Origin of the sequence: Bradyrhizobium cytisi (assembly GCF_008123515.1) — a bacterium.
GTDB lineage: Bacteria > Pseudomonadota > Alphaproteobacteria > Rhizobiales > Xanthobacteraceae > Bradyrhizobium > Bradyrhizobium cytisi.
Genome location: NZ_VSSR01000011.1, coordinates 172,850 through 194,017, shown reverse-complemented (window position 1 = coordinate 194,017; position 21,168 = coordinate 172,850). Strand labels below are relative to the sequence as shown.

Here is a 21,168-nt window from a genome sequence, read left to right as displayed (position 1 = left end):
CTCGTGCGCAAGAGAGAGAGAAATACCAACCTTCTAGTAAGCCTTATTCAACCGAGGGACTCGGGCGCGGCGACGTCCGCCGCCGTCCGGACAAGGCATCTTGAGGCGTGATGCCGCGCTCACGCGCCCAAATCATAGCGGCGCTGCGGCGGTTCACACCGATCTTCCGATACAGCGAGGCGATGTGGTTGCGGATCGTATTCTGTGAAAGATTGAGCATGGTCCCCATTTCGGTATCGCTGCGGCCCTCGCAGATCAGGCCCAAGACTTCGCGCTCGCGATCGGAGAGAATGTCCAGATCCGAGGTTCTTGGCGCCGGCTTGGCTTTACGGAACGCCTTGAGCGCTTCGATGATCGAGCGCGTAAACCGGGATGGATCGGCCAACGCGGCCTCGAGCGCCGTAACCGCATCACGTCCATGCTCGTCCCGGGAAAGCTCGCGTTCCTGAATAAGGCATATCGTGACCGCATCTCCATTGATCACGATCTGTTGGGCGGAGAGACAACAATGAACGGCGGCGCCGGCATCGAGCGTGCGCAACGACGCGGCGAGCTCGTCGATGCCTCCGTTCAGGCGCTCGCGGGTGCGCTCATCGATCCACGCGATCTCGCGATTGGAATCGAGTAGCACCGCTCCTGTTCCGAGTGCAGTCACGACGCGCTCGAGCTGTTCTTGCGGGCGCGAACGATCATTCACCACGTCATCCATGGCGTTTCCCCTTTGCGATTGGTGATGGGGCTGACGAACTTTGAAATGTTCGCCCTGACAACGCCGTGCGAGAAGTGTAGTTCCCCCCGACTAAGCCGCTAGTAGAAAAGCACTATTTCGGATCAAAACGGCCAGCGCGCTCGGCCGCCCTCCCTGATCGACGACATCACCAGGCTGGCAGCCGTGGACAGCGCGCGGGAGCGAAGTATTTGCCTCGCCCGGTGCCAGCCAACGGAGGCCCGAGATCGCGAAGTTCGTCGATTCGGATTATCAACAACAATCATCCGCCGGCGATGGAAATCGAGCTCGGTTGCGAGCCGCATCGCGGGATCCGATAGAAAATCGCAGAACATCGTACTTTTGGTGCGCCATTCAGAATAAAACTGCGAACTCTTACGAAATTGAAATAATTGTATAACTTCGCGTCGTCGCGAGTGCAGCGCGCTCCGAGACACAGCCCGGCCGCGAAAAATCACTCAACCAAACCGGTCAGGTCGGAATGCGAAAAGGTCCGGAACATCATTGCGCCTTTCGATCAGGCTTACAACAACGCGGCTGGTTACGCCGGCCAAGGTCATGCCGAGGTGTCCGTGTCCAAAGGCGTGGATCAGGTTCGGATAGCGTCGGCTCGGTCCAATGACGGGCAGCGAATCCGGAAGCGAGGGGCGAAAGCCGAGCCACTGCGATTGAACGGGTCCGAGATTCGGGAAAAGCTTGCGGACGCCTCGCTCCAGGACAGCAATTTGCTTCTGATTGAGCGGTGCCGAGAGGCCACTAAGCTCGACCGTTCCCGCGACCCGCAAACGACCGGCCATGGGTGTGATATAGAAGCCCAGATCGACCGGGCTGACGGGCCTGTTGATCGGACAGACATCCATCGCGAATTCAATGTGGTAGCCGCGCTCCGTATCGAGGGGAATATTCTCTCCAATTGGCGCAGCCAGAGACTGCGACCAGGCGCCGGCGGCGAGCACGACCGTATGCGCTTCGATCGTGCGGTCGCGGCAGATCAAGCGGATGCGTCCGCTGTCCTGCGGCTCCAGCCGATCCACGCGGGCGCGTTCGAACGTAGCACCCTTGGCCTCGGCTGCGGCCGCCAGTCGGCGGGTCATCACGGCTGGATCGACGGTATGGGCCGCATCGGGGAAAAAAACGCCGCCGGCCGCGGGAGGAAGCGCGGGCTCCAGCCTTGCGACCTCTGCCGACGTCAGCCATTCCTGTCGGACGCCGAACTCGTTCCGCAGCCGGGCGCCCCACTCGCTATCTTTTTGCGGAAGCTTTCCCCGATAGTAATAGAGGCAGCCTTCATAGCGAAGCAGGTCCGCAAGTCGAGCCTCTTCGGCGAGCGCTCGCCAATCCGGCATCGCATCCTTGAGCAAGCCCGCAAGCGCGTGTCCGTTGCGGCGCGCTCGAGCCGGCGCGGATTGCCAAACGAACCGCGACAGCCAGGGAACGAGTGCGGGTAAGGCGGCTAGCCTGACGGTCAGAGGGCTGTCCGCCTTGAGAAGCAGGTTCGGCAGATTCCAGAGAACGTCGGGGTTGCCGACCGGCGCACAGGCGTAAGGAGCCAATGTCCCGGCATTGCCGTACGAGGCGCCCGAACCTGCCTCGTTCGGATCGACGACAACGACTTCACGGCCAGCTCCCGCCAGCCGAAATGAAATCGCAAGGCCGATGATTCCGGCTCCGACAATCGCGACGTCTGTTTTGATCAACTCCGCCACGGCGCCTCACACCGCGCCCGAGATTTCGAGATGACCGGCATTCAGCAGTTCAGCCATGATCGAAAGCGCCTGCCGCAATTCGCCGGCTGAAGGCGCCGCGCCCACATTGATGCGCACGGCGTGGGCGAGCGTTTCGCGTCCTACCGCAAATGCGTCCGCAGGAAGCACGCCTACGCCGCGCTGACGGCAGGCGCGCGCGAAAGCAGCGCCTCGCCACGGTTCGGGCAAATGCAGCCAGGCGTGAGGCGACGTCTCGTCCGTCTGAACATCGAATGCCGCGAGGGCGTCGCGCAAAATGGCCTGCCGCCGGCGCAGTTCCTCGCGCTGGAATTCGATGATCCGCTTCGCGGTCCCCTCTTCCAGCAAAACGGTGGCAACCAATGCCGTGAGCGGGCTGATGCTCCAGCAATCAATCCGCAGCGCCGCCGCGACATTGCCCAAGACTGCGCGTGGCGCGACCACAAATCCGTAGCGCAGGCCGGGTGCGATGCATTTCGATAGGCCGCTGATGTGGACGGTGAGTTCAGGTTCGAGGGCCGCGAAAGATGGAATGGCGCGATCGAGCAACGGACGGTAGACATCGTCCTCGATGATCAGCACGTTATGGCGCCGCGCAATCGCCCCGAGCGCGCGGCGGCGCTCTTCGCTCAATGTAACCGTTGTCGGATTGTGCAAGCTGGGTACGAGGAAAACCGCGCGAGGGCGCAAGGTCGCGCAAGCCGCCTCGAGAGCATCCGGCCGCATGCCCTCTCGGTCGATCGACACCCCACGCAGGTCGACACCTTGTGACCGGCAAAGCGCGCTGATGCCTTGATAGGTGATGGAATCAGCGAGGACGACATCGTCGGGCTGCGTCAGGGCCCGTAGCACACAGGCAAGGCCATGCTGAGCGCCGTCGGTCAGGACAACGCGACCGGCATCGCCATCGCCCGCTACGCCATTGAGCCAATCCGCAGCCGCGGCGCGCGCCCATAGCGGACCTTCCGGGGGATGATAGTCTTGCAACGCGCCAAATCGGCGATCTTTGGCGATGTGCGGCAGAAGAAGCGCCAGCGCGTCGCGATAAGCCGACGTCGCCGGCCTGTTGACGGACAGATCGATCAGACCGGCCTCATCGCTGGGCGCGGATTTGAATCCACCTTCCTCCGTCTCCTTCGCGGCGACAAGTGTCCCGCGGCCGGGGCGCGCCTCAACGAGTCCGCGCTGTTGCAAGGCCGAGAAGGCGCGGGTGACGGTCGTGACATTGATGCCGAGCAGGCGCGCAATTTCTCGATGTGGCGGCAACCTGTCGCCCTCAGCCAGTTCGCCGCAAGCAATTCGTTCACCGATGGCATCCGCCAAACGCTGATAAATCGGTCGATCGTTGTCCGGCAGTTCCAGATTTTCGAGCATTTCGGCTGGGTGCCCCGAGCGTTCTTGTCTTGGCCAAGGCATTCTTAACATGGAGAAAAGAATCGGACAATCCGACTTGTATGCATTCCTTACGGCTTCAACTGCCTATTATATGACATGGTCGACGCCGTAAATTGCATCATTTGATAGCCTTGACGCTCAGATTTCCGCATTGTACGGTCACTCAATCGTCTATTGTGTGGTCACATAATTGTGGGCAACCTTGGGAGGTGGAGCGATGGTTTCGACCGGACAAAGTTCGTCGCTTCGTAGTCCCCTTGCGGCAGGCGCGCGACTCGCAACGGGCCAAGGCGACGCCAAATTTGTCGAATTCATTGACGTCGAGAAATCGTACGGCAATTTTCATGCGGTCCGCCGGTTGAATTTGAGCATCGGCCGGGGCGAGTTTTTGACGTTCCTCGGTCCCTCAGGTTCCGGCAAGACCACGACCTTGAACATGCTGGCGGGCTTCGAACGTCCGAGCGAGGGCGTCATTACGCTCGATGGCAAGTCGGTCGACCGCCTGCCGCCCTATGAACGCAACATCGGCATGGTGTTCCAGAACTACGCGCTGTTTCCGCATATGAGCGTAGCGGACAACGTCGCCTTCCCTTTGTCGGTGAGAAAGCTGCCGAGGGCGGAGATCGGGCCGCGCGTCGTGCGCGCCCTCGAAATGGTGCAGTTGGAGCGCTTCAAGGACCGCAAGCCGGCGCAGCTCTCGGGCGGTCAGCAGCAGCGTGTCGCGCTCGCCCGCGCGCTCGTCTTCCAGCCGACCCTCGTTCTGATGGACGAACCCCTCGGCGCTCTCGACAAGAAGCTGCGCGAGCACATGCAGATCGAATTGATGCAGATCCATCAGATGCTCGGCGTCACCATCGTATACGTGACGCACGACCAGAGCGAAGCACTGACGATGTCGGATCGCGTCGCCATCTTCGAAAGCGGCGCCATCGATCAGATCGGAACGCCGGACGAGCTTTACAATAAGCCGGCGACTGCGTTCGTCGCAGGCTTCATTGGCGAAAACAATGCACTGGATGGTGTCGTCGAACGCGTCGTCGGCAATCAATGTCTGGTCGCGCTGCCAACAGGATTGAAGACGACCGCGATGGCGATCGGCGATATTCGTCCGGGCGCGCCGGTCCATCTGACGATCCGGCCCGAGCGGATCGGGCTGTCGGGCGCCGGCGCGGATTCGGACAACCGGTTTCAGGCGACGGTCGATGGCCGAATCTATCACGGCGACCATCAGCGCCTACTCGCGCGTTTGGCGAGCGGGCAGATCCTGACTGTAAAAGTCGGACCTGAAGCAACGATGGCGGCGGGCGAAGCGATCGACCTTTGCTGGCCTATATCCGATTGCCGGGCTTTTCCGGCAGGCGCCGTCCCGGACGGCAGCTCAGCGAACATAGGGAGCGTTTCATGAAGCGAGTATCCAGGACGACCTTGCTTGCCTTGGCGAGCGCCGCGATCGTTGGCCAGCTTCAACCCGCCAGCGCCGAAGAACTCACCGTCATGGCCACCGGCGGCGCGTGGCAGGCGGCGCTGCGGCAGGCCTGGTTCGAGCCGTTCGCCAAGAAGATGGGCATCAAGTTCAACGAGCAGGAATATACCGGCGAGCTCGGCAAGATCAAAGCGATGGTCGAGACCGGCAATGTGCCGATCGACCTCGTGACGGTCGAAACCTCGACGGTCCTGCAAGGCTGCGACGCCGGCGTTCTGATCCGCCTCGATTATTCGAAGGTCGCCGATCGTTCGCGATTCCTGCCAGGCACGGCGCTCGATTGCGGCGTCGGCATCGATGTCTATGGCGACGTGTTGGCCTATGACACGACCGTGCTGAAAGAGGCGCCGACTTCCGTGCTCGATATTTTCGACACCAAGAAATTCCCCGGCAAGCGCGCCATGCGCAAGGCGCCCGCGCAGAATCTGGAATGGGCTCTGATGGCCGATGGCGTGCCGATCGCCGACATCTACAAAGTGCTGGGAACCTTGGCCGGGGTCGACCGCGCCTTCAAGAAGCTCGACACCATCAAGAAGGATATCGTCTGGTGGGATGCCGGCGCACAGCCGCCGCAACTGCTTGCCTCCAAGGAGGTGGTCATGACGACCGCGTGGAACGGGCGCATTCAAAACGCGATCGACCAGGACAAGCGCCCCTTCGCGATCGTCTGGGACAACCAGATCGTCGAATATGACATGATCGCGATTCCGAAGAGCGCCAAGAACCTCGACCTCGCCTACAAATATCTCGCCTATGCGGCCGATCCTGAAGTCGGCGCGCGGCTCGGCCGCTTCATTCCCTATGGTCCGGTGCTGACGGATGCGACGCCGTTCGTTCCCAAGGAGGTCCTGCCGAAACTCCCCACCGCGCCCGATCACATGAAGAGCTACCTGGTCGGCGACGTCGAATTCTGGGGTGACCATGGCGAGGACTTGGTCAAGCGCTTCAACGCCTGGCTCGCCCAATAGAATAGGCCGCGACGAGAACGCCGATCGGGCACCACCCGGTCCTAACGCCACGCGAGGGGTGCCTCATGTCATCGATCGCCTTACCGAAAATCGGCACAACGGACCGATGGGACGGCCTGCGTCCGCTTGCGTTGGCGGCCCCGCTCCTGCTGCTTCTGTTGTTCAGTTTCGGCGCGCCGATCGTCGCGCTGCTGTCGCGGGCCGTCTACGAGCCGACAATTGCCAATGCGCTGCCTCACACCATCGCGGCGCTCCGGCAGGACAGCGGCGCCGGCGTGCCCGGCGAGCCCGTCTTCCTCGCCTTGGCGGCCGATTTGAAGCAGGCGCAGGCGGCAGGCGCCGTTTATGAATTCGCCAAGGCCCTCAACACCCGCCTGCCCGGCGCCCGCAGCCAGGTGCTCCGCGTAGCGCGCATCGCCACGCAGGATCAGGCGACGGGCAAGGAGGCGATGATCAAGGCGGCTCCGCTGCTCGGCGAAGAGCAAAGCTGGGCGGCTATTCGCACCGGCACAAACCGCTTCACCTCGTTCTATCTCCTCAGCGCCTTTGACCTGCGATGGACCGAGCGGGGGACCATCGGCGCGGTTCCGGCCGACCAGGCGGTCTTCCTCCGGGTCTTTGGCCGGACGTTTCTGATCGCAACGATCGTCACGCTCGCAACGCTGGCGCTCGCCTTTCCGCTCGCCTTCGTAATCACCAACCTGCGCCCCGCGGTTGCCGGCATGGTCCTCGTTCTGGTGCTGCTGCCGTTTTGGACGTCGATCCTTGTGCGTACCGCCGCCTGGACCGTGATCCTGCAGAAATTCGGCCTGCTCAACGACCTGTTGCTCTGGCTCGGCCTGACGTCGGATCGCCTCGAATTGATGTACAGCCGCACCGGGCTCATCATCGCGATGACGCATATCCAGCTGCCCTTTACGCTGCTGCCGATCTACAGCGTGATGCGCTCGGTCAAGCCTTCGCTGGTCAGAGCCGCCCAATCACTTGGAGCCCGGCCTTTCACCGCGTTCTGGCGGGTCTATCTGCCGCAAGTCATGCCCGGCGTTCTCGCCGGTTGCCTGCTCACCTTCATCCTGTGCCTCGGCTACTACATCACGCCGGTGCTAATCGGCGGGGCAAGCGACCAGTTGATCAGCAATTTCATCGCCAACTACGTCAACGTCGAGCTCAATTGGGAGATGGCGGCGGCGTTGAGCTTCGTGCTGCTCGCCTCTACCCTCGGCCTTTACGTCACCCTGACGCGGTACCTCGGTCTCGATCTCTTCAAGATGGGATGAACGCCATGTTGTCGCCATACCCAACGACCGCCGAATGGGTCCGCGTCACCGCGCTCTGGTTCTGGTGCGTGCTGGTGCTGATCTTCCTCGTCGTGCCGATTTTCGTGCCGGTGCCCTTGTCTTTCAACAGCGGTTCATTCTTCACCTTCCCGCTCGCCGGGCTTTCAACGCGGTGGTACGAAGTCGTGCTCGGGACGCCGCGCTGGCGCGCCGCCATCGGCAACAGCCTGCTGATCGGATTGGGATCGACCGTGCTGGCGACCGTGCTGGGAACGCTGACCGCGATCGGCCTGTCGGATCCGAAATTCCCGGCGCGGCGGTTCGTCGTGCCTTTGCTGATTTCGCCCCTGATCGTCCCGGTCGTCGTGACGGCGGTCGGAACCTATCTGTTTTATGCCCGCGTCGGGCTCGCCAATACCTATTTCGGCATCATCCTCGCGCATACCGTTCTGGCGAGCCCCTTTGTCGTGGTGACCGTCGGCGCAAGCCTCACGGGGTTCGACCGCAACCTGATGCGAGCGACGTCCATTCTCGGGGCGAGACCGCTGACCGGATTCATTCGGGTCATGCTGCCGCTGATCCTGCCAGGCGTATTGTCAGGCGCCGCTTTCGCCTTTGTGACGTCGTTCGACGAAGTGGTCGTGGTGCAATTCCTCGCCAACGCCGAGCAGCGCACCCTGCCACTCGAAATGTTCACGGGCCTGCGAGAGCAATTGAGTCCGGCGATCACGGCGGCCGCCACCTTGATGATGGGCCTGTCGATCCTGTTGTTGATCGTAGCCAATCTGCTCGTCCGTCGATCGCGGCAAAGCGCCAGCGCCCTGGCCGAGTGAGGCATTGTTGCATGTGCTATCACACGACAATCAACGGTACACGCTGGACCTTTCACGATCTCAAGACGCTGCTTGCCAAAGCATCGCCAGCCCGCTCGGGTGATGTTTTAGCCGGCGTCGCGGCGCAGAGCGCCATCGAGCGTGTTGCTGCCCAGATGGCGCTGGCCGATCTTCCTCTCAAGACCTTCCTGAATATCGATCTCGTGCCGTATGAGGAGGACGAGGTTTCTCGTCTGATCCATGATAGCCATGATCTGACGGCATTCGAACCGGTGTCCCATCTGACCGTCGGCGGATTTCGCGAATGGCTGCTCGACACGCGGACAACGACCAGCCATCTGGCTGCGCTGGCCCCCGGCCTGACCCCCGAAATGGCCGCCGCCGTGTCGAAGATCATGCGCGCGCAAGACCTCATCGTCGTGGCGGCCAAATGCAGCGTCATTACCGCTTTCCGCAACACGATCGGGCTTGCCGGCCGGCTCTCCACGCGGCTGCAACCGAACCATCCGACCGACGATTCCCGAGGAATTGCGGCCAGTCTGCTTGACGGACTCTTGTTCGGCGTCGGCGACGCGGTGATCGGCGTCAATCCTGCGACCGATAGTTTGCAAGACTATGTGCGCATCGTCAGCCTGCTCGACAATGTCCGGGAGCGCCTCGAAGTTCCGACGCAGACCTGCTGTCTGGGACATGTCACGACCGCGATCCAGGCCATCAATCTCGGCGCCCCGGTCGATCTCGTCTTCCAATCCATAGCTGGCTCTGAAAAAGCCAATCGAGGGTTCGGGATCAGCTTGTCCCTCCTGGCGGAGGCCAATGATGCGGCGCTTTCCCTGGCTCGCGGCACCGTCGGCAGGAATGTCATGTATTTTGAAACCGGGCAAGGCAGCGCACTATCCGCCGACGCGCATTTTGGAATCGATCAGCAGACGATGGAAGCGCGCGCCTACGCCATCGCGCGGCGTTTCAAGCCGCTGCTCGTCAACACGGTCGTCGGCTTCATCGGTCCCGAATATCTCTATAACGGCAAGGAAATCACGCGGGCCGGACTCGAGGACCATTTCTGCGGCAAGCTGCTCGGCGTGCCGATGGGATGCGATGTCTGCTACACCAATCATGCCGAAGCCGATCAGGACGACATGGATGCGCTGCTGACGCTGCTGACCGCCGCAGGCGTCACCTTCGTCATTGCGGTTCCCGGCGCCGATGACGTCATGCTGAACTATCAGAGTCTGGCGTTTCACGACATCCTCTACGTCCGTCAGACTCTCGGTCGGCGATGCGCTCCGGAGTTCGAGGATTGGCTGCAGCGGACGGGCCTCGCCGACGTGGACGGCCGTTTGCTTGAGAAAGCCGCGTCTGGAGCGATCGGTCCGGCCATTGCGCTGATCGAGACGATGGAAGCCTGATGATGCCGGACGAGCCGCCAGATCGGAACAACCAGCTCGCAGTGACCGACAAACTCGCGCGCCTGCGACGCTTCACGCCGGCGCGCATCGCGCTCGGGCGCGCTGGATCCGGGCAACTGACGGCCACGGGCCTTCGGTTCATGCTCGATCATGCGCGCGCGCGTGACGCCGTTCACGCCGCGCTTGATTTCGACACCATCGGGCAATCGCTTCGCGAGCGAGACTGGAGCGTCGTCCATGTCCAGAGCACCGCGGCCGATCGCGCCGAATATCTGCGCCGCCCGGATCTGGGACGCCGCCTATCGCCCGCAGGGCGTCTGGCCATCGACGGCCAGCAACGCGGCAGCGATGTCGCGATCGTCGCCGCCGACGGCCTCTCCGCATCGGCTATCGAGATCAACCTTCTGCCGTTGGTCGATCAGCTGCGCCGGCTCTTGTTGGCTCAAGGCCTCACGATGGGACCACTTGTCCTTGTCGGGCAGGGACGCGTCGCGGTCGGTGACGAGATCGGTGAATTGCTAGGCGCAAAGCTAGCCGTCGTCCTGATTGGCGAACGTCCGGGTCTGTCGGCAGCCGACTCGCTCGGCGCCTATATCACGTGGCGGCCGCGGGTCGGCATGATGGATTCGAGCCGGAACTGTATATCCAATATCCGTCCCGCTGGACTGTCGCCGGAAGACGCGGCTGCGCAGATCGTCGGTGTGGTGGAGCTGGCGTTCAAGCATGCCACGACGGGCGTCCGACTCAACGATTTGCGGGGAACAGAAGCAATCAGCGCGGTCGGGCCGCGAGAATAGGCGCGAACGACGATGTCCTATCTAGTCATTGGCAAATGACCGAGCAACCGAGACCGGCACTCCAGCCATTGCGAGGTTTCGTAAATCTGTTCAGGAATGGTGCCCAGGGGCGGAATCGAACCACCGACACTGCGATTTTCAGTCGCATGCTCTACCAACTGAGCTACCTGGGCGTGCTCCAAAGAGGGGCCAAAGCCCATCGAGCGGGCGGTTTATAGTGGGCTGGAAGCGGCCTGTCCACCCGGCTTCGCCAAGAGGCTTCGCCGGGTGCGGGCCGGCTGTGCACAAGGTCGGGCGCCATTGCCGCGGCTGGCGCGCGATGCATCGAACTTCCATGCAAGCTGTTGATATAACTAATTATTCTTCGCCGTCGGCTTCGTCGTCGCGGCCGGGGATGACATAGGACCCTTTCAGCCATCGGTTCAGGTCGACGTCGCGGCAGCGCGAGGAGCAGAACGGACGGGTGGCCTCCGCCTGCGGCTTGCCGCAGATCGGGCAGGTTTTGAGGGGCGCAGCGGGCTTTTTGATGTGGTCGTCCATGATGGCGGCAACTTACACGAGGTTAAAGGGTTCAAGAGCCTCTCGGCAAACGGGTTCCTGCGGCGAAGGCGCAGGCGCGCCGCCTGCCGATTCTACTGTGCATGGGATTGTTTTCGAGATTTTTGTCGGGCCGCGGTCAAATGGCCGTGGCGTTGAGCCAGCCGAAGCGGATCGGGAAGCCCTCACCGCCGAGCAGCGTCGTGGTCTCGTAGAGCGGCAGGCCGACCACGTTGCTGTAGGAGCCCACCATCTTCACCACGAAGGAGCCGGCGATGCCCTGCACGGCATAGCCGCCGGCTTTGCCGCGCCATTCGCCGGAGCCGATATAGGCCTGGATGTCGTCTTCCGACAGCCGCTTGAAGCGGACCCGGGTCTCGACCAGACGCTGGCGGAAGGCCTCGCGCGGTGTCACGAGCGTAATCGCAGTGTAGACGCGGTGGTTGCGGCCGGACAGCAGCCGCAGGCACTGCGCGGCCTCGTCGACGAGATTGGCCTTGGGCAGGATGCGGCGGCCAACCGCCACCACCGTGTCGGCGGACAGGATGAAGGCGCCGCGCAGCTCGTCATCGAGCTGCACCGATTTCAGCGCCGCATCGGCCTTGGCCCTCGCAAGGCGATTGGCGCAGGCGCGCGGCAGCTCGCCCCGCTTCGGCGTCTCGTCGACATCGGCCGGCCGGAGCGCGTCCGGCTCGATGCCGGCCTGGTTGAGCAGCGACAGGCGCCGCGGCGAACCGGAGGCAAGAACGAATTTGGGGCGGCCGAGCATCAGGTGATTTTTGGGAGACGAGGCAGGGGGTGAATTGCGCGCGGAACCTATCGGAAGGGGGCTGATTTCACAACCCGGGAACCCGGACTTTGGCGATTCGAGGTGTCCGACATGCGTGTGCCCTTAGTCTGTGACGCGGGTGTTACGCCTGCCCAATGCTACCCGCTCGCCGCGCCGACCTTGGCGAAACGCCGGCGAATCCGCATCAGGAGCTGGTCGCAGACCTCGCGATAGGCGGCGAGCTTCTGGTCGCGGCTGCCCTCGATGGTGGTGGGATCCTGCGTCGGCCAGTATTCGACGTCGGCGGCAAGCGTGCGGGTCAGCTCCAGCGCCTTGTGGTGCGCCTCGGGCGAGAGCGTGATGATGAGGTCGAAATTCAGGCCCTCCCAGTCCTCCAGTTCCTCAAACGTCTGCGGCCTGTGGGTGGAGATGTCCTGGCCGAGCTCGGCCATCACGGCGATCGCGAACGGATCGAGCTCGCCCTTCCTCGCACCGGCCGATTTCACGTAGAGACCCTGCGCGAACATGTGCCGCAGCAGGCTCTCGGCCATCGGCGAGCGCACGCTGTTCATCGCGCAAGCGAACAGCACCGATTGCGGATCGCGTGCGCGTGGGGGCGCAGCCATCCCCTTTTAACCCTTCCAATGAAGGACAGTAATGAGCGTGAACAGCCGGCGCGAGGTCTCGAAATCGACCCGCACCTTGCCCTTCAGCCGCTCCTGCAGCGTGCGCGATCCCTCGTCATGGATGCCGCGGCGCCCCATGTCGATCGCCTCGATCTTGTCCGGGGTCGCGGTGCGGATCGCCTGGTAATAGCTGTCGCAGATCATGAAATAGTCCTTCACGATCCGCCGGAACGGTCCGAGCGACAACAGATGCGCGACCACGGGCGTGCCGTCCTCGCGGCGGATGTCGAACATCAGCCTGCTGCCGGTGATGCCGATATGCAGCGTGAATGGGCCCTTGCCGTCGGCGCCCTCGGGAGCGAACAAATTCTGCTCGATCAGATCGTAGATCGCGATCGCGCGCTCATGCTCGATGTCGGGCCCGGAACGGCCGATCGAGTCCTCGTCGAGCGTGACCGCGACGATGCGATTGGTCGAGGCGTCCTGTTCGAGGGGCTGGGTCATGACAGATTGAGGCGCAATCCAATCGAGCGCGAATGGGCATCCAGCCCCTCCGCTTGTCCGAGCGTCATCGCAGCCGGCCCCAGCGCACGCAGCTGGTCCGGGCCGCATTTCAGGATCGAGGTCCGCTTCATGAAATCGGCGACCCCGAGGCCTGAGGAGAATCGCGCCGAGCGCGCCGTTGGCAGCACGTGGTTGGAGCCGCCGACATAATCGCCGATCGCCTCCGGCGTATGCGCCCCGAGGAAGATGGCGCCGGCGTTGCGAATCTTAGCGGCGAGCGCGTCGGGATCACCAGTCATGATCTCGAGATGCTCGGCAGCGATCGCGTCCGCGAGCGGAATTGCGTCGGCGAGAGAGCTCACCATGATGATGGCGCCGAAATCGGCCCAGGACTTGCCAGCAATTGCGGCGCGCGGCAGCGTCTTCAACTGCGCCTCGACAGCCTTCTCGACATCGGCGGCGAGGCGCGCCGAGTCAGTGATCAGAATCGATTGCGCGCTGACATCGTGCTCGGCCTGCGCCAAGAGATCAGCGGCGATCCAGTCGGCGTTGCCGGTGTCGTCGGCGATCACCAGCACCTCGGAGGGGCCCGCGATCATGTCGATGCCGACCTTACCGAACACCAGCCGTTTTGCGGCGGCGACATAGGCATTGCCGGGACCGACGATCTTTGCGACCGGCGCAATCGTCGCGGTACCATGAGCGAGCGCGGCCACAGCTTGCGCGCCGCCGACGCGGTAGATCTCGGTGACGCCGCCGAGATGCGCTGCCGCCAACACCAGCGGATTGAGCTTGCCGTCGGGCGAAGGCACCACCATCACCAGGCGCGAGACACCGGCGACTTTCGCCGGCACCGCGTTCATCAGCACCGACGACGGATAGGCCGCAGTGCCGCCGGGCACGTAGAGGCCGGCGGATTCGATTGCGGTGTAACGCCAGCCGAGCTCGACACCGAGCGGGTCGGTGAAGCGTTCGTCCTTCGGCAGCTGACGGCGATGGTAGGTCTCGATGCGGTCCCGCGCGAGCTTGAGCGCATCCAGCGTTGCGGCATCGCAGGCCTTTTTCGCGGCTTCGATCTCGGCGGTCGAGACGCGAAGGCCGGAAGCATCCAGCGTCAGCCGGTCGAACTTTGCCGTGGCCTCGAGCAGGGCAGCATCGCCGCGCCTGGCCACGTCATCGACGATGGTGCGCGCGGCGGCCTCGACATCGGCCGAGATCTCGCGCTTGGCGGCGAGGAAGGCCGCGAATCGCTGGTCAAAATCGGCGCTGCTGCGGTCGAGACGAACGGGCATTTTGGGCTTGGCTTCTGCTGGTCAATGGGGCGCCGTCTGGCTCACCGGCCCCCTGCTCAATGGCGCGGCGGGGAAGCTGCGTCAACCCTTGGCAGCCCCCTTTGGAAGCTACCGTTCCGGCGAGGGCCTGAGCCGGTTCGGCAGGTATACAGGCAACCTCACCCCTCCCCCTCGATCCCCAGCCCCGTTCCCAATTCGTCCGCGCCCAGATCAGTCAGCTCGCATTCCAGGCATTCGACGTCGAGCCGGATGGCGCCGCCCTGGGCGAACAGCAAGAGCGCGCTGCCGCTGGGCTCCTCATCGCGGCCGTCCCGGGGATGAAACTCGATGCCGACGAGGTCCAGGACCGCCTCGGGTGTCGCGAGATCGATGTTGCGCGACTTGCAGGCGAGCACGCGGTCGAAGCGGAGCGCTGAGACCAGCCGGCGCGGCCCGGTCTCGCCCGCCAGCGTCTGCTCCCAGTCTAGCCGGCTCATGCCGACCACGAGGCGCTTCTCGCCCTGCCGCCAGATGATGTCGGAAGGCTGCACGCGGGCGTCCTGCACATGGGTCGAGATCACCGCGAGATCGTCGGCATCGAGCGCGATCAGTTTGAGCTGGGGAGACATCACCGACACTTCTCCTCGAGGGCTGATACGGCTCAACGCGCCGGGCTGCCGAAATTTCCGCGCAAGCTAGCGATCACGCGGACTAGAGGCTATTGATATCCTTCATCTCCAGCAGCTTCTTGGGATAGCCGACCCGGGCGACATGGATCATGGCGCGGCCCATCTGCTCGGTCGAGGTGACGAGCCCAGGCGAGATCCGGCGCAGCACCGACCACAGCGGCCAGGTCACATCATAGACCGCTTGCACCCAGGGCGTCTTCGAGCGGATCCCGTGCAGAGGCTGGATCGCGCCGGGCCGGAACATATAGGCGGCCTTGAACGGCAGCTTGAGCAGATCGTTCTCGGTCTTGCCCTTGACGCGCGCCCACATCCGCGAGCCCTGCTCGGTGGAATCTGTGCCGGCGCCGGTGACATAGGTGAAGGTCATCTGCGGATTGAGCCGCGCCAGCGTCGTCGCCGCGGCGAGCGTGATGTCGTAGGTGAGATGGCGGTAGCGCTCTTCACTCATGCCGATCGAGGAGACGCCGAGACAGAAGAAGCAGGCGTCATAGCCTGAGAGCTGCGCCTCGATCGCCGAATAATCGGTGAAATCGTCGTGGATGATCTCGGTCAGCTTGCCGTTGCGCACGCCGGTCGGGCTGCGCCCGACCACCAGCACGCGCTCGACGCCGGCATCGACCAGGCACTCGCGCAACGCACCCTGCCCGACCATGCCGGTCGCGCCGAAAATGATGACATGCATCGGGACGTCCCCACCGAAGTCACGGCTCATGCGGCGGCCGCGATCTCGTCGAAGGATACACCGGTCAGCGTCGCCGAGACATCCCACAGCATGGCCGCCGAAGCGAAATCGTTCGCCTGCGGCATGATCCGCGCCGGCACGGGCGGCCCCTTCAATTCGTAGAACCAGTTCGGGCCGTAATAGCCAGCGGGCTCAGCGGCCGCCGACGTCGCCGCAAATAGCGTGGGCAGTGCGCCTTCTGCAGCGGACTGGCTGATCAACGGCTGGAGCAACCGACCAACTCGCCATTGCAGGGTGTTGGTGCCAGGCCCGTTCGGAATGAGATCGGTGCGCGCGTAGCCGGGATGCGCGGCAACGCTTCGCAAGCCCCAGCCCGCCGCATCGCTACGCCGTTGCAATTCGAGCGAGAACATCAGCATCGCGAGCTTGGACTGGCAGTACGCACGCCAGGGACGATAGGACCGCTGGCTCTGCAGATCGTCGAAATTGATCGCGCCGGAGCGATGCGCGAGGCTGGAGAGATTAACAACGCGCGCAGCTTTCGCACGGCGAAGCTGTGGCAACAGGCGGCCGGTCAGGGCGTAGTGGCCGAGATAATTGGTGCCGAGCTGCAGCTCGAAACCATCCTCGGTCTGCCGCCGCTTCGGCAGCGCCATCACGCCGGCATTGTTGACGAGGAGATCGAGCTGCTCGTTGCCGGCGGCAAAGCGCCGGGTGAAATCGGCCACGGAGGCAAGGTTTGCGAGGTCGAGATGTTCATAGGCAATCAGGGCGTTGGGAAACCGGGCGCAAATGCCCTCGATCGCCCGCAGACCCTTTGCGTCGTTGCGCCCGGTGAGTATGACGATGGCTCCGGCGCCCGCCAGTGCCAGCGCCGTCTCGTAGCCAAGGCCGCCGGTGGCCCCGGTGACGACGGCGGTCTTGCCGCTGAGCGAGGGGATGTCTGCCGTGGTCCAGTCGGTCATGCCATATCTCCGTTCAGGGCCGGAAAGAGGCCAGCGACGGGTCTAAATGTGCACTGAGTGCAAGTTTGCAAGAGGTGAAATGATTTGAAGGCTTCGAAGCCCGCCGCGACATCGGCCAGCAAAGCCGCCAAGCCATTGCCGGCACGAGCAAAATCCGCTGCCAGCCCCGGCCTGCGCCAGCGCAAGCAGCAGGAAACCCGCGAGCGGCTGAAGCGCGCGGCGATGGGCTTGTTCCTGGAGCGCGGCTTCGAGGCCACGACCATCGATGACATCGCTGCCGCTGCCGACGTCTCGCGCCGGAGCTTCTTCCATTATTTCGCGTCGAAGGAGGACGTCGTCGCCGCCTGGCAGGAGGATGCGGCCGCCGCGCTGGTCGCCGGGATCCTCGCGCGGCCTGCGGATGAGTCCATGCTCACGGCGGCGGAAAACGCGATCGCAGCCGCGGTCAAGCGGATCGACCCGACCGAGGCGGCGGCGATGTCGCGGCTCAAGCGCGACAATCCCGCGCTTCAGGCCCGCGACCAGCTCAAATACGAAAAGCTCGAGCGCGCGCTCGCGGACGGACTTGCGCAACGCTCGGGGCACAAGTCGGACCGGCTGAAGGCCCGCCTCGTCGCCATGATCGCCACCGGCGCGATGCGCGTCGGCGGCGAGAGCTGGCTCAGCGAAGGCACGCGCGACAAGCCGGAGGCCTTCGTCAAGCGGACCTTCGACGCGATCAGGGCGATCCTGGCGTGAGCGATCCGCTCAGCCCTTGAAGAACGCCAGCAGATCCGCGTTGATGGTTTCGGCGTGCGTGGTCGGCATGCCGTGCGGAAAGCCCTTGTAGGTCTTCAGCGTGCCGTTCTTGAGCAGCTTGGCGGACAGCGGCGCGGAATCGGCATAAGGCACGATCTGGTCGTCGTCGCCGTGCATCACCAGCACCGGCACGTTGATCTTCTTTAAATCCTCGGTGAAGTCGGTTTGCGAGAACGCGACGATGCCGTCGTAATGCGCCTTGGCGCCGCCCATCATGCCCTGGCGCCACCAGTTCTGGATCACCGCTTCCGACGGTTTTGCGCCGGGACGGTTGTAACCGTAGAACGGGCCAGCGGCGACGTCGCGGTAGAACGCCGAGCGGCCGGCCGCGAGCGCCGTCTGAAAGCCGTCGAACACGCTCTTCGGCAGACCGCCGGGATTGGCCTCGGTCTTCACCATCAGCGGCGGCACCGCGGAGAGGATTGCGGCCTTCGCCACCCGGCTCTCACCATGGCGCGCGATGTAGTGCACGACCTCGCCGCCGCCGGTGGAATGGCCGACATGGATGGCGTTCTTGAGGTCGAGATGCGCGCTCACCGCCGCGAGGTCGTCGGCATAGTGATCCATGTCGTGACCGTCGGCGACCTGCGCCGAGCGGCCGTGGCCGCGGCGATCATGAGCGACGACGCGATAGCCGCGGGTGACGAAGAACATCATCTGCGCGTCCCAGTCGTCGGACGACAGCGGCCAGCCATGGCTGAACACGATCGGCTGGCCCGAACCCCAATCCTTGTAAAAGATCTCGACGCCGTCTTTGGTGGTGATGATGGGCATTGGGGGGGACTCCTTTAGTCAGAAGCGATCAGGCGAACGCCATCGGCTTGTAGCGGCGCCAGGCGCCGATGGTCACCAGCACGAAGAACACCAGCACGATGCCCTGCACCACGGCGAACACAGGGCCCGACGGCGGCGCGGGCGGCACGGCCGGCGCGAGCGCGGCCAGCGCCGGCACCTTCAGGAACGACTGGATCACCAGCACGAAGACGTTGAAATAGAGCGAGATCATCGCGGTCACGATGTAGACTGGCCGCCACGCGCCCGCGAGCTTCATGCCATACAGCGCGATGCAGGCGATCGCGAGCAGCACCAGCGAGATGCCAGCGATGATGTACGAGGGCAGCAGCTCCTTGAATGGAAACAAGAAGCCCGTCGCATTGGTCAGGATGGTGAAGAGGAGGAAGATCGCGGTGAGGCCGGGCATCGGCTTCGAGCCGAGCAAGCCGAACATCACGATCAGGCCGGCGGCGATGGCGATCAGGCTGATGATGACATGGACCAGTGTGAAGGCTTGCAGGCTCATCCCGAGAACCATGGCATCTCTCCTACTCTCAGCATTGAGATCAGAGTATTGTTATTACGCTCCTCATCGGATTGCCACCTGCGCTGACGTCACATATGCGGGCGCAGCCATGCGTCATCGTGCGAATCGACAAACGCATGGCTGATTTTTTTTGCAGCGCTGTCACAAACGATGGCAGCTTTCGACGAAAGTTGAATCGATCGTCGCGATCACACTTCCTTGGTGTCGAAGATCAAGAGGTCGGCGCCGCCGCTGGCGAATTTCGGCACGTCGCCGGCTGCAGCCTTGCCCGCCTCGCTGCCGAAGGCCTTCTGGATGTCGCCCACGCTGTCGAAGGAGAGAATGGCGACGAGATGAACGCCTGAAGGTCCGGCCGGCGAGCCGACAGCGCCCGTACTGACGGCGTATTTCTTCAAGCCGGGCAATTTCTTGGCGAGCGGAATGTGGGTCTCGGCATAATGCTTGTCGAAGGCGGCAACGTCTTTGGGCGTCTTGTAGAGCACGACGAGTTCGGCCATTTAGTCCTCCCTTGTGAATCTTTTCTTCCACGCGCGATTGGTCGCGACGAGGCGATAGTCCGTGGGACACGGCAAGATGGCAAGTCACAATCGGCTTGCCATTCGCTTGTCTTGTCCTTGACTTATTGTTTGAGCACGATCTTTTCGGAAAACCGCTTCACACTTTTCCGGATCGTGCTTTAAAGCGCCGGTTTTGTGGCGTCGCCGAGATAGCCGTGCAGGGAGGCCACGACCTGCGCGCCTTCACCGATGGCGCCACCGACGCGCTTGACCGAGCCGGAGCGGACGTCGCCGACGGCGTAGACGCCGGGCACGGAGGTCTCCAGCGGCGCCACCAGCTTGCCCTGGTTCAGCTCGGACTGCGCGCCTGTGACGACGAAGCCGCCGCGATCGAGCGTCACGCCGCAGCCATCGAGCCAGGTGGTGGCGGGATCGGCGCCGACGAACAAGAAGAGATTCTTGATGTCGGCGGAATCCTCGTCATCGGACAGCCGGCTCTTCCAGCGGATCCGCCGCAGCAGCGTTGCCTCGTCGCCTTCGAGCGCGGTGATCTCGGTGTTGAAGAGAAGCTCGATGTTCGGCGTCGCTTCGATGCGCTCGATGAGATAGCGCGACATGCTGGCCCCGAGGCCGCCGCCGCGGATAATCATCAGCACGCGTCTGGCGTGTCCCGACAGGAACACGGCCGCCTGCCCCGCCGAATTGCCGGCGCCGACCAGCGCCACTTCCTCGCCGGCGCACAGCTTCGCCTCGACCGGGGAGGCCCAGTACCAGACGCCGCGACCCTCGAACTTGTCGAGGTTCTCGATGTCAGGCCGGCGATAGCGCGCGCCGCTCGCGACCACGATCGAGCGCGAGCGCAGGGGATCGCTGCCGTCGAGCGCGACGGAAAACGCACCGTCCTTGCGCGTGCAGTCGAGCGACTTCACCGTGACAGGAATCATGATGTCGGCGCCGAATTTTTGCGCCTGGTTGAAGGCGCGCGCCGTCAGTGCCTGGCCGGAAATGCCGGTCGGGAAACCCAGATAGTTTTCGATGCGCGCGCTGGCGCCGGCCTGGCCGCCGAAAGCGCGGGTGTCGAGCACGGCAACCGAGAGCCCTTCGGACGCCGCATACACGGCGGTCGCAAGCCCGGCCGGTCCGCAGCCGACGATCGCGACATCGTAGATGCGGTCGTTGCGCGGGCCGCCGATCATGCCGATGGCGCGCGCAAGCTCGGTCTCGCCGGGATTGCGCAACACCGCGCCGTCGGACGTGACCACCAGCGGCCAATCCTCAGGTTTCGGCGAATAGCGCGCGATCAGCTCGGCGGCATCCCGGTCACGCTCGGGATCGAGCAAATGATGCGGCTGGCCGTTGCGGGTGAGAAAGCCCTGCAAGCGGACCACGCCGGCCGAATGCGACGGACCGATCAGCACAAGGCCGCCGACGCCGGCCTGCAGCAGATTGACCCGGCGCAGGATCAGCGCGCGCATGATGCGCTCGCCAAGCTCGGCCTCGGCAACCAGCAACGCGCGCAGCCGCTCCGGCGGCAACAGCAGCGTCTCGACATCGCCTTTGGCGCGACCATCGACCAGCGCCGGACGGCCCGAGAGCTGGCTGAGCTCGGCCAGAAATTGCCCCGGTCCCTGGTCGATTAACGGGGTGATATTGCCGAGCCCGTCGCGCTGGGTGATGGCGACATGGCCCTTCAGCACGACGAACATGCCCGGCCCCGGCTTGCCGGTCTCGAACAGCAGCTCGCCGTCTGTGTAGGTGCAGAGCTCGCCGAAATGTCTCATGCGCTCGATTTCGGCGGATGTCAGCGCGGGAAATGTCTGCTCGGGGCGGGTGAAGCGCGACATCATCGCATCGCGTTCGGTTTGGTGTGAGTTGTCCTGCCCCATGGTCACTGCA

The 21,168-nt window shown here is 63.7% G+C and carries 22 protein-coding genes and 1 tRNA gene; 7 read left to right on the top strand and 16 right to left on the bottom strand.

The genetic code is table 11. The features are described 5' to 3' along the window. Positions 1 to 43: 43 nt before the first annotated feature. The 3 genes from FXB38_RS06385 to FXB38_RS06375 all read right to left on the bottom strand — a co-directional run bounded on the left by FXB38_RS06385 (position 44) and on the right by FXB38_RS06375 (position 3,825). Positions 44 to 709 (bottom strand): response regulator transcription factor, encoded by a 666-nt coding sequence (locus tag FXB38_RS06385; RefSeq protein WP_148749911.1) that lies wholly within the window; start codon positions 707 to 709, stop codon positions 44 to 46. Between the two features lie 476 nt (positions 710 to 1,185). Beyond that, on the bottom strand, positions 1,186 to 2,433 hold the full coding sequence (locus FXB38_RS06380; protein ID WP_148749910.1) for an NAD(P)/FAD-dependent oxidoreductase: 1,248 nt from the start codon (positions 2,431 to 2,433) through the stop codon (positions 1,186 to 1,188). 6 nt (positions 2,434 to 2,439) lie between these two features. Continuing rightward, complete coding sequence (locus FXB38_RS06375; RefSeq protein WP_148749909.1) at positions 2,440 to 3,825, bottom strand: aminotransferase-like domain-containing protein; 1,386 nt, start codon at positions 3,823 to 3,825, stop codon at positions 2,440 to 2,442. A 379-nt stretch (positions 3,826 to 4,204) separates the two neighbouring features. On the opposite strand from FXB38_RS06375, the gene FXB38_RS06370 reads away from it, so the two are divergent. The 6 genes from FXB38_RS06370 to eutC all read left to right on the top strand — a co-directional run bounded on the left by FXB38_RS06370 (position 4,205) and on the right by eutC (position 10,613). Then, complete coding sequence (locus tag FXB38_RS06370) at positions 4,205 to 5,251, top strand: ABC transporter ATP-binding protein (RefSeq protein WP_347340221.1); 1,047 nt, start codon at positions 4,205 to 4,207, stop codon at positions 5,249 to 5,251. Beyond that, positions 5,248 to 6,297 (top strand): ABC transporter substrate-binding protein, encoded by a 1,050-nt coding sequence (locus tag FXB38_RS06365; protein ID WP_148749907.1) that lies wholly within the window; start codon positions 5,248 to 5,250, stop codon positions 6,295 to 6,297. Before FXB38_RS06370 ends, FXB38_RS06365 begins: the two co-directional genes overlap by 4 nt. Positions 6,298 to 6,362: 65 nt before the next feature. Then, entirely contained in the window at positions 6,363 to 7,574 is a 1,212-nt protein-coding gene (locus tag FXB38_RS06360) for an ABC transporter permease (RefSeq protein WP_148749906.1), read from the top strand. Between the two features lie 5 nt (positions 7,575 to 7,579). Continuing rightward, positions 7,580 to 8,407: an ABC transporter permease gene (locus FXB38_RS06355; RefSeq protein WP_148749905.1), complete on the top strand. Its 828-nt coding sequence runs from the start codon at positions 7,580 to 7,582 to the stop codon at positions 8,405 to 8,407. Between the two features lie 11 nt (positions 8,408 to 8,418). Further along, on the top strand, positions 8,419 to 9,816 hold the full coding sequence (locus FXB38_RS06350; protein ID WP_148749904.1) for an ethanolamine ammonia-lyase subunit EutB: 1,398 nt from the start codon (positions 8,419 to 8,421) through the stop codon (positions 9,814 to 9,816). Next, positions 9,816 to 10,613 carry an ethanolamine ammonia-lyase subunit EutC gene (gene eutC, locus FXB38_RS06345; protein ID WP_210250879.1) on the top strand — a complete coding sequence of 266 codons (798 nt, stop codon included), beginning with the start codon at positions 9,816 to 9,818 and terminating at the stop codon, positions 10,611 to 10,613. Before FXB38_RS06350 ends, eutC begins: the two co-directional genes overlap by 1 nt. Positions 10,614 to 10,710: 97 nt before the next feature. On the opposite strand, the gene FXB38_RS06340 is transcribed toward eutC, so the two are convergent. The 9 genes from FXB38_RS06340 to FXB38_RS06300 all read right to left on the bottom strand — a co-directional run bounded on the left by FXB38_RS06340 (position 10,711) and on the right by FXB38_RS06300 (position 16,656). Beyond that, positions 10,711 to 10,786 (bottom strand) — tRNA-Phe (locus tag FXB38_RS06340). Between the two features lie 184 nt (positions 10,787 to 10,970). Then, positions 10,971 to 11,153: a DNA gyrase inhibitor YacG gene (gene yacG / locus FXB38_RS06335; RefSeq protein ID WP_148749903.1), complete on the bottom strand. Its 183-nt coding sequence runs from the start codon at positions 11,151 to 11,153 to the stop codon at positions 10,971 to 10,973. Positions 11,154 to 11,289: 136 nt separating this feature from the next. Then, positions 11,290 to 11,919 carry a Maf-like protein gene (locus FXB38_RS06330; RefSeq protein ID WP_148749902.1) on the bottom strand — a complete coding sequence of 210 codons (630 nt, stop codon included), beginning with the start codon at positions 11,917 to 11,919 and terminating at the stop codon, positions 11,290 to 11,292. A 158-nt stretch (positions 11,920 to 12,077) separates the two neighbouring features. After that, complete coding sequence (locus FXB38_RS06325) at positions 12,078 to 12,545, bottom strand: arsenate-mycothiol transferase ArsC (protein ID WP_148749901.1); 468 nt, start codon at positions 12,543 to 12,545, stop codon at positions 12,078 to 12,080. Positions 12,546 to 12,551: 6 nt separating this feature from the next. Then, positions 12,552 to 13,049 carry a UPF0262 family protein gene (locus tag FXB38_RS06320; protein WP_148749900.1) on the bottom strand — a complete coding sequence of 166 codons (498 nt, stop codon included), beginning with the start codon at positions 13,047 to 13,049 and terminating at the stop codon, positions 12,552 to 12,554. Continuing rightward, a complete protein-coding gene (hisD, locus tag FXB38_RS06315; RefSeq protein WP_148749899.1) occupies positions 13,046 to 14,341 on the bottom strand; it encodes a histidinol dehydrogenase in 1,296 nt (431 codons plus the stop codon). Before hisD ends, FXB38_RS06320 begins: the two co-directional genes overlap by 4 nt. A gap of 158 nt (positions 14,342 to 14,499) precedes the next feature. Then, positions 14,500 to 14,949, bottom strand: a complete 450-nt coding sequence (locus tag FXB38_RS06310) for a DUF2948 family protein (protein ID WP_187434694.1) — start codon at positions 14,947 to 14,949, stop codon at positions 14,500 to 14,502. Positions 14,950 to 15,031: 82 nt separating this feature from the next. After that, positions 15,032 to 15,691, bottom strand: coding sequence for an NAD-dependent epimerase/dehydratase family protein (locus tag FXB38_RS06305; RefSeq protein WP_187434693.1), 660 nt, complete (start codon positions 15,689 to 15,691; stop codon positions 15,032 to 15,034). 26 nt (positions 15,692 to 15,717) lie between these two features. Beyond that, positions 15,718 to 16,656 carry an SDR family oxidoreductase gene (locus FXB38_RS06300; protein WP_148749896.1) on the bottom strand — a complete coding sequence of 313 codons (939 nt, stop codon included), beginning with the start codon at positions 16,654 to 16,656 and terminating at the stop codon, positions 15,718 to 15,720. 84 nt (positions 16,657 to 16,740) lie between these two features. Here FXB38_RS06300 and FXB38_RS06295 point away from each other — a divergent pair, with 84 nt between their 5' ends. Beyond that, positions 16,741 to 17,394 carry a TetR/AcrR family transcriptional regulator gene (locus FXB38_RS06295; RefSeq protein WP_148749895.1) on the top strand — a complete coding sequence of 218 codons (654 nt, stop codon included), beginning with the start codon at positions 16,741 to 16,743 and terminating at the stop codon, positions 17,392 to 17,394. A 9-nt stretch (positions 17,395 to 17,403) separates the two neighbouring features. Here FXB38_RS06295 and FXB38_RS06290 read toward each other — a convergent pair whose 3' ends face one another. The 4 genes from FXB38_RS06290 to FXB38_RS06275 all read right to left on the bottom strand — a co-directional run bounded on the left by FXB38_RS06290 (position 17,404) and on the right by FXB38_RS06275 (position 21,158). Further along, positions 17,404 to 18,228, bottom strand: a complete 825-nt coding sequence (locus FXB38_RS06290; protein WP_148749894.1) for an alpha/beta fold hydrolase — start codon at positions 18,226 to 18,228, stop codon at positions 17,404 to 17,406. Between the two features lie 28 nt (positions 18,229 to 18,256). Then, the gene (locus tag FXB38_RS06285; protein WP_148749893.1) at positions 18,257 to 18,766 is read right to left on the bottom strand and encodes a hypothetical protein; all 510 of its coding nucleotides are present in this window, start codon (positions 18,764 to 18,766) and stop codon (positions 18,257 to 18,259) included. Between the two features lie 197 nt (positions 18,767 to 18,963). Continuing rightward, positions 18,964 to 19,272: an EthD family reductase gene (locus FXB38_RS06280; protein ID WP_148749892.1), complete on the bottom strand. Its 309-nt coding sequence runs from the start codon at positions 19,270 to 19,272 to the stop codon at positions 18,964 to 18,966. Positions 19,273 to 19,451: 179 nt separating this feature from the next. Beyond that, positions 19,452 to 21,158 (bottom strand): FAD-dependent oxidoreductase, encoded by a 1,707-nt coding sequence (locus FXB38_RS06275; protein ID WP_148749982.1) that lies wholly within the window; start codon positions 21,156 to 21,158, stop codon positions 19,452 to 19,454. Positions 21,159 to 21,168: the final 10 nt, after the last annotated feature.

Excerpts from the sequence above, each read along its gene's own strand:
- FXB38_RS06275 (WP_148749982.1), bottom strand. The coding sequence starts at position 21,158 with ATGGGGCAGGACAACTCACACCAAACCGAACGCGATGCGATGATGTCG.
- FXB38_RS06375 (WP_148749909.1), bottom strand. The coding sequence starts at position 3,825 with ATGCTCGAAAATCTGGAACTGCCGGACAACGATCGACCGATTTATCAG.
- FXB38_RS06310 (WP_187434694.1), bottom strand. The coding sequence starts at position 14,949 with ATGTCTCCCCAGCTCAAACTGATCGCGCTCGATGCCGACGATCTCGCG.
- hisD (WP_148749899.1), bottom strand. The coding sequence starts at position 14,341 with ATGCCCGTTCGTCTCGACCGCAGCAGCGCCGATTTTGACCAGCGATTC.
- FXB38_RS06330 (WP_148749902.1), bottom strand. The coding sequence starts at position 11,919 with ATGCTCGGCCGCCCCAAATTCGTTCTTGCCTCCGGTTCGCCGCGGCGC.
- FXB38_RS06280 (WP_148749892.1), bottom strand. The coding sequence starts at position 19,272 with ATGGCCGAACTCGTCGTGCTCTACAAGACGCCCAAAGACGTTGCCGCC.
- FXB38_RS06325 (WP_148749901.1), bottom strand. The coding sequence starts at position 12,545 with ATGGCTGCGCCCCCACGCGCACGCGATCCGCAATCGGTGCTGTTCGCT.
- FXB38_RS06365 (WP_148749907.1), top strand. The coding sequence starts at position 5,248 with ATGAAGCGAGTATCCAGGACGACCTTGCTTGCCTTGGCGAGCGCCGCG.
- FXB38_RS06305 (WP_187434693.1), bottom strand. The coding sequence starts at position 15,691 with ATGCATGTCATCATTTTCGGCGCGACCGGCATGGTCGGGCAGGGTGCG.
- FXB38_RS06360 (WP_148749906.1), top strand. The coding sequence starts at position 6,363 with ATGTCATCGATCGCCTTACCGAAAATCGGCACAACGGACCGATGGGAC.
- FXB38_RS06350 (WP_148749904.1), top strand. The coding sequence starts at position 8,419 with ATGTGCTATCACACGACAATCAACGGTACACGCTGGACCTTTCACGAT.
- FXB38_RS06300 (WP_148749896.1), bottom strand. The coding sequence starts at position 16,656 with ATGACCGACTGGACCACGGCAGACATCCCCTCGCTCAGCGGCAAGACC.
- FXB38_RS06290 (WP_148749894.1), bottom strand. The coding sequence starts at position 18,228 with ATGCCCATCATCACCACCAAAGACGGCGTCGAGATCTTTTACAAGGAT.
- FXB38_RS06285 (WP_148749893.1), bottom strand. The coding sequence starts at position 18,766 with ATGGTTCTCGGGATGAGCCTGCAAGCCTTCACACTGGTCCATGTCATC.
- FXB38_RS06385 (WP_148749911.1), bottom strand. The coding sequence starts at position 709 with ATGGATGACGTGGTGAATGATCGTTCGCGCCCGCAAGAACAGCTCGAG.
- FXB38_RS06320 (WP_148749900.1), bottom strand. The coding sequence starts at position 13,049 with ATGACCCAGCCCCTCGAACAGGACGCCTCGACCAATCGCATCGTCGCG.
- eutC (WP_210250879.1), top strand. The coding sequence starts at position 9,816 with ATGATGCCGGACGAGCCGCCAGATCGGAACAACCAGCTCGCAGTGACC.
- FXB38_RS06355 (WP_148749905.1), top strand. The coding sequence starts at position 7,580 with ATGTTGTCGCCATACCCAACGACCGCCGAATGGGTCCGCGTCACCGCG.
- yacG (WP_148749903.1), bottom strand. The coding sequence starts at position 11,153 with ATGGACGACCACATCAAAAAGCCCGCTGCGCCCCTCAAAACCTGCCCG.